The sequence below is a fragment of the Nonomuraea helvata genome, from assembly GCF_039535785.1.
GTDB lineage: Bacteria > Actinomycetota > Actinomycetes > Streptosporangiales > Streptosporangiaceae > Nonomuraea > Nonomuraea helvata.
Genome location: NZ_BAAAXV010000001.1, coordinates 1720207 through 1734074, shown reverse-complemented (window position 1 = coordinate 1734074; position 13868 = coordinate 1720207). Strand labels below are relative to the sequence as shown.

Annotated in this window: 6 protein-coding genes and 1 pseudogene; 4 read left to right on the top strand and 3 right to left on the bottom strand. The window is 65.7% G+C overall.

What is annotated here, in order from left to right; genetic code table 11:
* The first annotated feature begins 15 nt into the window (after positions 1 to 15).
* Positions 16 to 738 (top strand): phosphatase PAP2 family protein, encoded by a 723-nt coding sequence (locus ABD830_RS07915; RefSeq protein ID WP_344985811.1) that lies wholly within the window; start codon positions 16 to 18, stop codon positions 736 to 738.
* Positions 725 to 1399, top strand: coding sequence for a phosphatase PAP2 family protein (locus tag ABD830_RS07910; protein WP_344985810.1), 675 nt, complete (start codon positions 725 to 727; stop codon positions 1397 to 1399). The genes ABD830_RS07915 and ABD830_RS07910 overlap by 14 nt, the downstream gene beginning before the upstream one ends.
* Here ABD830_RS07910 and ABD830_RS07905 read toward each other — a convergent pair.
* Both ABD830_RS07905 and ABD830_RS07900 read right to left on the bottom strand, forming a co-directional pair.
* On the bottom strand, positions 1376 to 2953 hold the full coding sequence (locus tag ABD830_RS07905) for a phospholipase D-like domain-containing protein (protein ID WP_344985809.1): 1578 nt from the start codon (positions 2951 to 2953) through the stop codon (positions 1376 to 1378). The two genes, ABD830_RS07910 and ABD830_RS07905, sit on opposite strands and share 24 nt — an antisense overlap.
* Positions 2950 to 3741, bottom strand: coding sequence for a DUF1206 domain-containing protein (locus ABD830_RS07900; RefSeq protein WP_344985807.1), 792 nt, complete (start codon positions 3739 to 3741; stop codon positions 2950 to 2952). The genes ABD830_RS07905 and ABD830_RS07900 overlap by 4 nt, the downstream gene beginning before the upstream one ends.
* 335 nt (positions 3742 to 4076) lie before the next feature.
* Between ABD830_RS07900 and ABD830_RS07895 the strand changes: the two genes are divergently transcribed.
* Both ABD830_RS07895 and ABD830_RS07890 read left to right on the top strand, forming a co-directional pair.
* Complete coding sequence (locus ABD830_RS07895) at positions 4077 to 12365, top strand: LamG-like jellyroll fold domain-containing protein (RefSeq protein WP_344985806.1); 8289 nt, start codon at positions 4077 to 4079, stop codon at positions 12363 to 12365.
* Positions 12366 to 12457: 92 nt separating this feature from the next.
* Entirely contained in the window at positions 12458 to 12874 is a 417-nt protein-coding gene (locus ABD830_RS07890) for a hypothetical protein (RefSeq protein WP_344985805.1), read from the top strand.
* Positions 12875 to 13457: 583 nt separating this feature from the next.
* Here the strand turns inward: ABD830_RS07890 and ABD830_RS07885 are convergent.
* A pseudogene (locus ABD830_RS07885) lies at positions 13458 to 13829 on the bottom strand (transposase); the annotation flags it as partial.
* Between the last annotated feature and the right edge of the window lie 39 nt (positions 13830 to 13868).

Sequence of the window (13868 nt, the reverse complement as noted above, 5' to 3'; positions counted from 1 at the left end):
GGTACCGAGCATGGAATGCGCAACGACGAAAGGCGGCTGGGGCTGCGGCTGGCGATAGCCTCCCTGGCGGTGGCGCTGATCATGATCCCGTTCAGCCTGCTGCTGGTCGTGGCGAAGATGCCGGTCAACGGGCTGGACTCACACGTCGCCGACGAACTGCACCAATATGCGCTCGCTCACCCCGCTGTGACGCGGCTGCTCATCGTGTGGACGGACGTGTTCGGGCCGTGGCCGTGGCGGATCGCGGTCATCGCGTACGCCGCCTGGCTGCTGTACAAGGGAGCGCCGAGGCTGGCCGTCTGGGCGGTCACCACCATCACCGTGGGCGGGCTGCTCGGCCTCGCACTCAAGATCATCGTCGCCCGAGCCAGGCCGCATCTGCCCGACCCCGTCGCGCTCGCCCCGGGCGATTCCTTTCCCTCGGGCCACGCGGTCAACGTGACGCTCGGCGCGGGGGTGCTCGTCCTGCTGCTGCTGCCCAGTCTGCCCCGATGGGGCAGGTACGTGGCCTGGGCGCTCGCCTGGTTCGTCGTGCTGTCGGTCGGCTACACCAGGATCGCGCTGGGCGTGCACTGGGTGAGCGACGTGGTCGCGGGGATCGTTCTGGGGGCGGCGGTGATCGCCGCCACCGCGGCCGGATTCGAGACGTGGCGGCGCGGTGAGGGCCGCAGGCCCGCCTCGCCGCTGGCCGAAGGAGTAGAGCCCGAGTCGGTGAGGGTGACGCATGTCAAAGACTGAGCTGGTGAAGTACTACGCGTTGATGCTCGTGTTACCGCTGCTCCTGCTGGGCGGGGTGACGTACGGCGTGGGGAGGCTGATCCTCGCCTGGCCCACCGGGGAGGCGGCGGTGAGCCGGTCGCTGGCCGCCGACCGCACCTCGCTGTGGAACACGCTCACCGACTTCGGCAGCAGCCTGTCGGACACGCCCTACATCGTGGCGCTCACCGCGGTCGCCGTGATCGTCTTCAGGCTCGTGTACAAGCGCTGGCTGGAATCGGTCTTCCTGGTCGCAGCCGTCTGGAGCCAGTCGCTCATCTTCCTGGCCGTCACCGAGGCCGTCGGGCGGCACCGGCCTCCCGTACAGCACCTCGACCCCGCCCCGCCCACCTCCAGCTTCCCGTCGGGACACGTCAGCGCCGCCGTCGCCTTCTACTGCGGGGTCGCGCTCGTCCTGACCATGCACGTCCGCAACAGGGCGCTCCAGGTGGTGATCTGGGTGCTGGGGATCGCCGCCCCGCTCACGGTCGCCTTCTCCCGCCTGTACCGCGGCATGCACTTCCTCACCGATGTCACCTGGGGCCTGCTGCTCGGGGTCGCCTGTGTCGTGACGGTCGCCCGGGCGATACTGAGGCAGCCGGCCCGGACGGCCCCGCACTCAGAACTCGTTCGATCGACGTAACCGGGGCGGCCGCCCGTCCGGGTCGACGACCATCCGGTACAGCGGCAGCGCCAGCGCCCGGCGGATGCGGCCGAGCTCCGGCCGCGGGTGCGGGCGCAGCCGGCCGGGCGGGCGCGGGCCACGGCAGCCGCCGCGGTGCCAGGCCTCCAGCCTCGCGGCCGACTCGGCGAACGCCTCGAACGCGCCCCTGGGGTCGCACAGATCGGCCAGGTCATCGCCGGGGGCGCCGGGGCCGCCAGGGTCGCGGTCCAGGTGCTCGGCGGCGAGCGCCAGCCGGAGGTCCCTGGCGAACCTGCGGGCCCCGGCGGGCGGGCGCGGATCGGGCTCCTCGTCGATCACGGCGCAGCTCAGCTCGGAGTCGTACGTCCACGAGCGCAGGTTGACGTTGTCGGAGCCGACGGATGCCCACACGTCGTCGACCACGCATACCTTGGCGTGCACGTACACCGGCGTGCCCTGGTGGTTCTCCAGGTCGTAGATCGCGACCCGCCCGTTCCCGGCCCGCATCAGCCTGGAAAGCGCCTCCGCCCTGCCGATCAGGCTGGCCGGTCCGGCCAGCCAGCCGTCCTGGTCGGGATGGCGCGGCACCACGATGATCATGTGGAGTCCCGGCTCGCGCTCCAGCGCCCGGGCGAACGGCTCGATCACCTCCGTGGACCAGAGGTACTGGTCCTCCAGGTAGACCAGCGACCGCGCCCGCCCCAGCACCTTGTGGTACGCCTTGGCCACGCTCCGCTCACCCTCCGGCGCGAACGGAAGCGCGCGGGGCAGGTGCGGATACGTGGTCAGCAGCTGCACGGCATGCCGACCGGCGGGCCGCGGCGGCGGGCCCGGCTTCGGCAGCGGCGGCACGTCGGCCATACGGGTCAGGCGGTCGCGCAGCCGCCTGAACGGCTGGCGGGTCTCGGGCGCCGGATCCTCCCAGCGCTCGCAGAAGACCTTCTCCACCTCGGCCACGGCCGGGCCGTTGATCGCCACCTGGGCGTCGTGCCATGGAGGGCGCTCGCCGTAGGAGTCGGGCATCGGCGCCGCCTGCGGATCGCCCAGGTGCTCGGCGTCATCGCGGCGGCTGTGACACAGGTCGATGCCGCCGACGAACGCCACGTCCCTGCCGGGATCGCGGTCATGACGCAGGACGACGAACTTCTGGTGGTGCGCGCCGCCGCGCCGGACCCGGGTGTCGAGCAGCGCCTGTCCGCCCGCTTCCTCGATGTCCTCGCCGAGGTGCCGGTTCTCGGCCGAGCTGAAGCGCAGGAAGTCCAGGTGCGAGCGCCAGATGAGGCCCCTGACCAGCGCGCCTCTCTTGGCCGCGCCCGCCATCGCGGCCGCCACCTCCGGGCCGTCCGGCGTGAGCCGTTCGTCGGGGTCGCCGCGCCAGTCGGCGAACAGCAGCAGGTCGTCCTTGCCGAGGGCGGCCAGGCACGCGCTGAGCTCGCCGAAATAGGCGGAGCCGTGGATGAGGGGGCGCACCAGATTCCCCTCCGTCCAGGGCGCCAGCTTGCTCGAGCCGTTGCCGCGCTCCTCGGCCGTGAGGAACCAGTCGTCGAGTCTCATGTACGCCGCCAGCGCGCCTCTCCGAAGCAGTACCCCGCGAACAGCAGCAGCCCGAGCGCCACGACCACCAGCAGCCACGGACCGACCGGGGTGTCCGCGAACGCCCTGAGCGTCGCGTCGATGCCCCCGGCCTTGTCAGGGTCGAACGTGATGGCCGCCTGGACCACGAAGATCCCGGCCAGACCGGCGATCAGCCCGCGCGCCAGGTACCCGGCGAGCCCGAGCCGGTCCATCACCTTGCCGGCCCTGGGCGGCATCGGCCGCAGCTCCTTGCGGAACTTCTTCTTGAAGCCGTACCACACCCAGTAGGCGCCGAGCGCGACGATGCCGAGCCCGATCGCGCCCACGATCAGCTGCCCTGCGGGCAGGTCGAGCAGCTTGGCCGTCAGGTCGTGGGACCTCTTGTCGTCGGACTGGCTCTTGCCGCTCAGCAGCAGGGTCAGCAGCGCGGTGCACACGAACGCGTACACCACCACCCGGCTGCCCGCCTCCACCCGGTCCAGGACCTTGCCGTGCCCGAAGATCGCTTCGGATGCCTGCCACAGGGTCAGCCCGGCGAAACCGACGGCCATGACCCACAGGAGCACGGCCCCGAACGGCAGATCGGCGACCGTGGCGATCGCCCCGTTCTTGTCCGCCTCCCGGCCGCCGTCACCCAGCGCGATCTGAACGGCCAGGATGCCGATCAGCCCGTACAGCACGCCACGGCAGACCAGGCCGACCCGCGCAAGCTTCTCCATGGCCGGGCTGTCCGCAGCCCGGCGTGCCATGGTCGCAGCCTCGCTCATGAGTTCTCCCGAAAGTCCGTCAAAGACCTGGGAACTGCCCGCGATTCCAGGCTCTAGACCTCCATGGCACGTGGCCTGGCCGCCTCTCGCATGCTCGCCGCGTTTTCTATGCCCTCCTCTCAGCCTGCCTTCACGGAATGCAACTCTCCAGATAGATCCAGTTTCCGTTTTGTGATCATTATCCCTCTTGTCGGCTTCGGCGAACAATGCGAACTTGATCGCGGAGGCTGACGGCTCCGAGTCACGTGCAGCAGACAAACCTTGTTGCTGTGGTGGAGAGCGGCGTTCAGCGCCTTGTCGGGTGTTGTGCGTTGTGATTCGGAGCGTGATGGCGTATGCGCCGGTTCTTGTCATGGGCTTGTTCGCTGCAGATGGTGCTGGCGCTTCTCTTGACGTTCTTACCGGGCTTAGCGGTGAATCCGGCGGCCGCTCATGCTGAGACTGAGGCCTTGAGGGTGAGAGCGAAGGAGGCGCTGCCTGGCACGCCCGAGCAGATGGCTGGCACATCGCGAGGCCTGCCGTCACTGGTGGATACCGCAGTGACGCAGCCGAAGGCGGGCAAGAGCAAGAGCAGAGCCGCTGATGGCCATGTGAGGCCGAAGGGGGCGCTGCCTGTCGAGCAGCGGGCGCTGGTGACGAGCACAGCGGCGGATGAGCCGTGTCGGGGCTACACCGTGTGGTACGCGCGGAACTATGCTGCGGGCGAACAGGTCGCCTACATGAACTCCGCCCGCCAGTGGCGAGTGTGGACGGCTGGACGGCTGGGAGCCCCCGGGCTTGTGGCACCGGGTAGCCAGAACGATTTCGGATACTGGATTGACTCCGGGGGATGCCTGACCACAAATCCCGATCCTGTGCAGAATCCGCCGAGCTTGGTCGAGGTGTTTCCGTATGACGGGATGCTCGTATCGTCCTTGACACCGGTGCTGGGCGCACGCGGGTACAGCAATGCCGGATCTTGGGTGTTGTATTCGTTCTCGGTGTGCCTGAAGGGAACCACCAGCGGTTGCCGGAACTCAGGCTCGCTGGGCCCGGGCCAGTGGAGAGTGCCGGCGTCGGCCAAGCTGGAGTGGGGGAAGGAGTACACGTGGACGGTCACTGTCTCCGACCATCTCAATGGCCTGACGACTTCGTGGACAGGGTCGTTCACCACGGGGGTGCGCCAGCCCTCTGTGTCGTCGCTGTTGTCCACACCGAATCCGGGCGGACAAGAGTTCTTGCCGGCGACGGGTAACTACACCACGAACTTCACCGATGTGACGGTGCCTACAGCTGGACTGCCTCTGTCGGTGATGCGCTCCTATAACAGCCTGGACCCGCGCCGGGATGGAATGTTCGGGGCGGGCTGGTCGACCCCCTGGGATGCCAAGGTGGTCCCGGAATCGACCCGTGGGCGGCCTGTGGGCGAGTGGCGGATGGACGAGGGATCGGGGACAACCGCGGCCGACGCCTCAGGAGGCGGCCATCCGATCACCGCGAACGGCACCGCAGCATGGGGAACGGGCCGGGTCGGGAAGGCCGTGACCCTGGACGGCCAGGGAGCGCTGGGCACGACCGGCCAGGTGGTGCATACGAACAAGAGTTTCTCGGTGTCCGCATGGGTGAAACTGGGCCGCGGCGACCAGGACATGGCTGTGGTGAGCCAGGACGGCGCCGTCAACAGCGGCTTCAAGCTCGCTTATGGGCCAAGTGATCAAAAGTGGCGCATGCTGATGTTCCAGGATGACGCCAACAGCAGTGCCTATACACGGCAGGTGTCCAGCGAGACCGCGCAGCTCAATCGCTGGACCCATCTGGTGGGCGTCTACGACCAAACAGCAGGCCAATTGCGGCTGTACGTCGATGGCGTGCTAGTGGGGCAGAGCGCTCACACCAGCACCTGGGACGCGCAGGGGGCGTTCCAGATCGGCCGGGCCAAAGGCAATGGTTACATGGTCGACCGCCTGACGGGAGCAATCGACGATGTGGCCGTGTACGGCCGGGCGATGACGGATGACGAGGTGCGCCAACTGTATGAAGGTTGGCACGACTCACTGCTGGTCACCTATCCGGACGGGCGGCAGGTGCGGTTCCAGGCCAATGGAGACGGCACCTTCCAGTCACCGCCTGGCATGTTCGCCACGGCGTCGCAGACGGCCAGCGGCTGGCAGGTGATGGACAAGGCCGGGGTCACCTATGTGTTCGACGCCACCGGCCGACTGGTGCGGGTGAACGATTCCCGGGGTCGCGGCCAGGATCTGGCCTATGGAACCGACGGTCGGTTGGCGAAGGTGACTGCGACCGGCGGCCGGTCCCTGACCTTCGGCTGGGGCGGCGGTCATGTCACGAGCGTGTCCACCGATCCGGTCGATGGGGCCGCGCTGACCTGGACTTACGGTTATGAGGGGGACAAGCTGGTCCGGGCATGCTCACCGGATCACAAATGCACCACGTTTGACTATGGCACCGGATCCCAATACGCCAGCGTGGTGGCCAACTCTGACCCGGTCGGGTACTGGCGGCTGGGCGAGGCCGCTGGCGCCTCCACAGCGGTCGACTCTGCGCGGAGCGCAGGTGACGCCACCTACACGCAAGTCACCTTGGGGCAGCCCGGCCCTCTGGGTGGCAGCACCAACACCGCCGCGAAGCTCACCGGACAAAGTGACATCACGCTGCCACGGCACCTCTTCGCCCGCCTAGGAGACGCGGTCTCCTTTGAGGCATGGTTCAACACCACTCAGCCCGGCACCATTTTGACGGTCGGCGGCAACACCGCCGAGGGCGCCCAGTCGGCGTTGTACGTGGGCACCGATGGCAAGTTACGGGGACAATACCGAGCGTCGCTCACCCCCGCACCGCAGCCGATTACCAGCTCCGCTGCAGTGAGTGACGGGGCCTGGCATCACGTGGCGTTGACGCTGGCAGGTGGGGTGCAGCGACTCTACTTGGATGGGCAAGAGGTCGGCTTCGCGCCGGGTACTGGATTGGGCGAATGGCCCGAGACCTCCCAACTGGGTAAGGGATTCCTGGCCGGCAAGTGGCCAGCGAGCCCAACCGGCGGGGCCAGCTTCGCGCTGACCGGACTCCTGGATGAGGCCGCCGTCTACGACCACGCGCTCAGCCCAGCCGAGGTAGGCCAGCATGTAGCCGCCCGTGCAGCTGCACCGCACCTCATGAGCAAGATCACCCTCCCGTCCGGGCGGGTCTGGATGCAAACCACCTACGACACCGCCACCGATCGCGTGGTCACGCATACCGATGTCCATGGCGGTACCTGGAAGGTCGGAGAGCCCTCGGTAAACGCGAGCTCTGGCATCTCCACCGTCACGGTGACCGATCCGGCCGGCGAACCCGTGATCTACACCTACGACGGCTGGCGAGGCCTGCGCCTGACCTCACGCACCGATCAACTGGGCAAGCAGACAAGCTACGCCTATGACACCGGCGGCTTCGTAGCCAAGGTCACCGACCCCAACACCAATACGATTCAGTACGCCAACGATGCTCACGGCAATGTGGTCGCCACCACGACCTGCCGGACGGGCACCTGTCAGACGGCGCATGCCGAGTATTACCTGAACACCAACGACCCGTTTGATCCGCGTAACGACCGTCCGACCAAGCTGCGCGATGCGCGCTCGGCCAGCGCTACCGACAACACCTACGCCACGACGTTGGAGTACAACTCCTTCGGCGAGCAGCTCAAGCAGACGACCCCCGCGACCAGTGACTTCCCCAACGGTCGCGCCACCAGCATCGCCTACACCGACGGCAGCGAGGCAGCGGTCGGAGGCGGCACCACCCCTGCCGGTCTCGTGAAGAGCAAGACCGACGCGCGTGGCAGCACCTGGGAGTACCGCTACACCGCGGCCGGTGACCTGGCTGAGCAGACCAGCCCCACTGGGCTGGTCACCAAACTGACCTACGACGCGTTGGGCCGCCCGCGCACGAGCACCGAGATCTCGGCCGCGCATCCGGACGGGGTGACGACCACGCTCACCTACGACCCGGGTAGCCGACCGGCCACCCGCACTTTGCCGGGGGTCAAGAATGAGATCTCCGGCGTGACGCACACCCAGCAGACCAGCTACGCCTACGACGATGACGGCAACATGTTGTCCGAAACCGTCGCGGACCTGACCGGTGGTGACTCGCAGCGGGTCACCACGTATGCCTACGATGATCACGGCCGGGTGGAGTCGACCACCGATTCCGAGGGCGGGGTGCTCCGGCAGGCATGGAACACGCTTGGGCAGGTGGCGCGGGTGACCGACCCGCTTGGCGTGGTGGTCGAGAACGGGTACAGCAAGCGCGGAGAGCTGACCTCGCGCACGTTGAAGGGGTGGACGGGCAGTCCGGTGGCGCCGCAGCCGGCCAAGGACGTGGTGCTGGAGGCGTTCTCCTACGATCCGGGTGGCCGGTTGGCGACTCAGGTGGACGCGATGGGCCGTAAGACCTCCTACATCTACCACGGCGACAATTTGCTGTCCCAGAAGATCGCCGACGATGTCAAGCTCAACGGCTCGACCACGCCACGGGACGTGGTCCTGGAGGCGCATACCTACGACGCAGCGGGTCACCGCATTAAGCTGGTCACCAGCGTCAACGCGACCACATCCACGACCACGGACTTCGAGTACGACGCCGCCGCCCGCTTGACCTCGCAGACTTTCGACACGGCCGCACTCAAGCGCAAGACCGCCTTCGTCTATGACGCCAACAACAACCCCATCAAGGCCACGCTGACCGCGGCTGGGACCACCCGGAGTGAGGTGCAGGAGCTGGCCTACAACAAGGCCAATCAGGTGACCAAGCGGACCGTGGAAAACGGCGACACCGATCTGGTCACCAGCACCACGTACGACGAGCGCGGTCTGGCCACGTCCAGCACCGATCCGCGAGGCAACGCCGAGGGTGCGACCGCGGCCGACTTCACCAGCACGATGCGCTACGACGCACTCGGTCGGCTGGTGGAGGCGACAGGGCCGCAGGTGAAGGTGGACAAAGCCGGCGTCACCAGAGACGCCCGGCCCACGGTCCGCTCCGGGTATGACACCTTCGGCCAGCTGACGCACAGTGTGGATGCCGAGGGCCGTACCACCATCACCGGCTTCGACAAGGCCGGCCGTCCCACCAGCGTCACCGCCCCGCCCTACACCCCGCCCGGCGGCACCACCATCACCCCGAACGTCACCCGGGCGTACGACGCGGCCGGCCAGGTGATTCGCACCACCGACCCCCGCGGCTACGTCACCGGTTTCGAATACGACCAGCTCGGCCGGCAGGTACGCATCACCGACCCGGCCCCGGACGGGCAGACCCCGGGCCGCACCGTGATCGAGTATGACCTGGCCGGGGAGAAGCTGGCCACCATCGACCCGACGGGCGCGCGCAGCGAAGCCACCTACGACGACCTGGGCCGCCAGATCACCGGCACGCAGATCGAACGCAAGCCCACCAGCGCGGCGTACACCACCACCATGGAGTACGACGACGCCGGCCGCCTGCTCAAGCAGACCGCCCCTGGCAGCAAGGCAACGTCATACACGGTGAATGCCGCCGGTGAGGTCACAACAGTGACAGATCCGCTGACCAACAAGACGACCATGGACTACGATCTGGCCGGCCGGCTGATCAAGACGACCGACCCGAACCGCAACGTCACCACCGCCGAATACGACCTGGCCGGCCGCAAGACCGTCGCCAAGGACCTAGACGCAACCGGCGCGGTGTTACGCACCTTCGGCTACGGCTACGACGCGGCAGGCAACGAGATCAGCGCCACCTCTCCCGAGAGCCACGTCACCAAGCAGATCTTCGATGCGCTGAACCGAGCCACCTCGCTAATCGAGCCCGTCTCCGCCGACAAGTCGATCACTACGAGTTTTGGGTACGACGCAACCGGTGCCCGCACCCGCATCACCGACGGCCGTGGCAATGCCACCTGGACCACATACAACAGTCTCGGTCTGGTTGAAACGGTGACCGAGCCGTCCACCACAGCCCACCCGAACGCGGCCGACCGTACGTGGACCCAGATCTACGACAAGGCAGGCAACCAGACGGCCACCATCCAGCCCGGTGGAGTGCGCATCGACCGCACCTTCGACCATCTGGGAAGGCTTACCAAGGAAACCGGTGAGGGCGGCGGCGCGGCAACGGCGGAGCGCACCTTTGGCTACGACCTGGCCGGCCGCCCCACCACTGCCGGCGACCTGACCGTCGACTTCAACGACCGTAGCCTGCCGCTGAAGGTCTCTCGTGGGTCGACGCAGGAGACCGCCTATGGTTACGACGAACTCGGCAATCCCACCCAGCGCACCGACGCCGCCGGCACGGCAATCTTCACCTGGGACAACGCCAACCGTCTGAAGACTGCCACCGACCCGCTCACCGCTCGTACTCTCACCTACGGCTACGATCCGGCCAGCCGGCTGATGACCATCACCGCCACCAGCGGCACGGCCAGCACCCAGACCATCGACTACGACAACATGGACCGCGTCACCGGCCAGACGCTGAAGAACGGGTCCGGCACGCAGCTCGCCCAGATCACCTATAAGTGGGACAAGGACGACAATCTCACCACCAAGACCACCACGGGCCTGGCCGGGCCGGGTACCAACACCTACGGCTACGACCACGCCGGACGCCTCACCTCCTGGACCGCCCCCGGCGGCGCCACCACTGCCTATGAGTGGGACGCCGGCGGCAACCGGACCAAGGCAGGGAACGCGACGTTCACTTACGACGAGCGCAACCGTCTGACCAGCGGCGACGGCACCGACTACACCTACACCCCGCGCGGCACCCTCGCCACCAGCACCAAGGCCGGGGCCACCACCAACTACACCTTCGACGCCTTCGATCGACTCATCGCCGACGGCGACAGCCTCTACAGCTACGACGCCCTCGACCGCATGACCAGCCGCATCCGTGGCACCACCAAGCAGACCTTCGCCTACGCCGGGCTGAGCAACGACCTGGCTGCCATCACTGACAGTAGCGGCGCCATCCAGGCCAAGTACGCCCGCGATCCCGGCGGCGGCCTGCTCGGCCTCATGGAAGGCACCGGCGCGGCCGTGGCGGCGCTCAGCGACCTGCACGGCGACCTGGTGGCCACCTTCACCACCAGCCTGCAGACCTCGACCGCCTACGACCCGTACGGCACCGTCACCGCCCAGACGGGCACCAAGGTCGGCCTCGGCTACCAGGGTGAATACACCGACCCGGACACCGGCAAGGTCAACATGCACGCCCGCTGGTACCAGCCCGGCTCCGGCACCTTCACCAGTCGCGACACCGCCACCCTCACTCCCAACCCCTCCGTCCAGGCAAACCGCTATGCCTACGCAAACGCCTCGCCTCTCACCGGCACCGACCCCAGTGGCCACTACACCGTCGACAGCGGCTCGCTCGCCGGGACCAGCTATGGCGGCTTCGGATCGAGCGGCTACACCACTATCTCGGCGGGCAGCTACAGCAGCTCCGGATCGTCGGGAGGCGGACAGTGTATCGGCAGCTGCGGCTCCAGAGGCGATATCGGAGGCGGAGCCACTGCCTGCGACATCCTGTCGTGCGGCAGCGCCGATGTAATCGACCCGACCTGGATCCGACAATTCGAATGGAATCCCTACATCGGCAACGAAGAACTAGCTAGGCTCGGCTGGGAAGTCATGCCAAACGGCCGACCCGTCGACCAGCCCAACTTCTGGTACGCCAGCGAAAAGGTACAGAATGAATACATGGCGAACTGGTCACCCACAATGACGGATGAGCAGCTGGCATTCAGCTGGGTATCAGCCGGTGGGCTGGAAAGCTTCGCAGCCATGGAGAGGGCAGCTAGGGAACATTCCGCAGATCCGAGACTCGGCGAATGGAGAAGGATGCAGCAAGTTGCCGCGAAGCTCGGGTATAGCAGCTATGCGGTGCCGCAGAATGCGTCCAACGGCACCGCTGCCTCTCGCTATAAGTATTACAGCCAGTACAAGAGTATTATCCGCCACTGGAAAGCTATCAATGATGCTGCCCGGACTCACGGGATTGATAGAAACGTTCTCACAGCGGTAGTCTTGTTCGAGAGCAAGGACTGGGAGGTGCAGTTGGGCAAGGCTGGAGCGACGCTCGCCGCAGTGAAGGAAGCAATTTTAAGGCGTGACCCTGCTGGAGGGTGGGCGGCCTCTGCTGGCGTTGTCCAACTTGAGGCATACAAGGCTCGATGGATGCTGATAAAGTATTATGGTAAGGAGTGGGAGAAGGCTTCTCTGGGGAAGGTCATCGATCAACTGATGAACCCGTCGAGAGCTATACACCTTGCCGCCGCTTACTTGAGGCATCTGAAGAAAACAATAGTTTATAAAGACCCGTCCACTGGCAGGCTAACACACATCAATGACAAGCAAGCGGCGTTGGCTTACTGCGGGTGTTCGGGAGTCACGGTAAAAGATCCCACAACGGCTTCCATAAATGATCTGCAGTATTCCAAATTCGTGCGCTGGTTAGAAACGGGCGTCCTGGATCGGGACGATGCTCATATCGCTTACGGACGGCAGGCCACGCTGAAAGGCTATTGGTCGACGAGAGGCGTTGCGGAAGAATACTGGAAGTGCATCAACGAGAGACGGGGAGGGGGCACGTGCCCTTGACGAGGCGCCTTGACTGCTGGAAGGGTCACGGTTTAGCGCTGCGAGGACTGCGGTGGGATCGCTTTCTCGAAGTGACGGCAGGTCTCGCCTGTGTGGCACTCCTTGTCGGCGGGTGCGCATGGTTCCGTGGAACGCTTCAGGTGGATCCCGTCGTTCTCAATGAAGTGCGCGGAATCGGTGCGGTCAGAGGTGAAACCACGGTCCAGAGTGACGTCAATAGGAGGGCTGAAATAACATATTTTTTTGTGATCGATGTTGGTAGCGGTAGCGCCCGGGACTCCCTCGATAAAGCCGTCAAAACTCTGCAATCGAAGAAATGGTCTATCATGTCTGAAAATAGGCCGATAAGGGTTTTGATGAAATCTGATAAATGGGTAGGTGTGCACTTGACTATCGCGCCTTTCGATAAGATGTACCTTAAGGAAGCGCCCGAACTCTCGAGGGTGATCGATGATCAAACTGCCAGCACGGATGGTCTTGTCATCATTGATGTGTACGAGTTCGCGTAGATGGTGGTCCTGTTTGCCTTGGTCGATGCCTGGTTATGTGATAGTGCAGATATGACCAACGGATATTTGGGCAGCGTGTCTATTGGTGTCGGACGCCCTCGAGATTCCGCCCTTCGGAAGCGGACGTTGTGAGGGGTGAGTGGCCCGGCGGCGGACGGATTGAGCGGGCGATAATCCGCGACCGTAATCGCGTTGTTGGGGCTACTTGGCGATATCTAGCCGCCAGTAGAGGATTTCGAACGTTGCGAAGCTATGTATTCCGATACGGCTTCCATAAATGTCTCTCAGTTTGATTGTTTAGTCTTCTGGTGCAAAGGAATGGCGCGGCTCCAGCGGCATTTACGTCGGGATCATGCTAGGCCGCGCCGCTGCTACCGCATCAGCCAGCGCGTGCAGGAACTCGGTATCACCTCGCCTACACTAGGCACATTCAGGACATCGGCCCGCCACGTCCCACTGGCCGATTTCGTCGACGCGGTCCAGCTCTTCACGCACGGCCCCGAGCAACGTTCCTCCTAGGGCTGATCGCCAATCGCGGCCCTGGTCGTTCCGGAGTAACAGCTGCTGGCGCGGCTAAGAGCTTCTAACGCAATAAAGTGAGGCGTCGCCAGCAGATCAGTGCGCAGGCCAGCTTGAGGAAAGCCTCGTGAATGTCGGCGCGGACCTCCCAGCGAATCCGCAGGCGTCGGAAGGTGTGCAGCAGGGCGAAGGTCTGCTCGACGACCCAGCGTTGTTTGCCCAGGCCGGAGCCATGTTCGGTGCCGCGGCGGGCGATCAGCGGCCGGATCTGCAGCTCGCGTACCAGGCGGCGGTACTTGTCGTGGTCGTAGCCGCGGTCGGCGAGCACGACGTCGGGGCGCTGACGGGGCTGGCCACGCTTGCCACGCACCTTGGGGATGGCGTCCAGGAGCGGGCGGAGCTGGGTGACGTCGTTGCGGTTGGCGCTAGTCAGGATGACGCCTGCTCAGTCCTAACTTTTATCACTCTGGCGTTT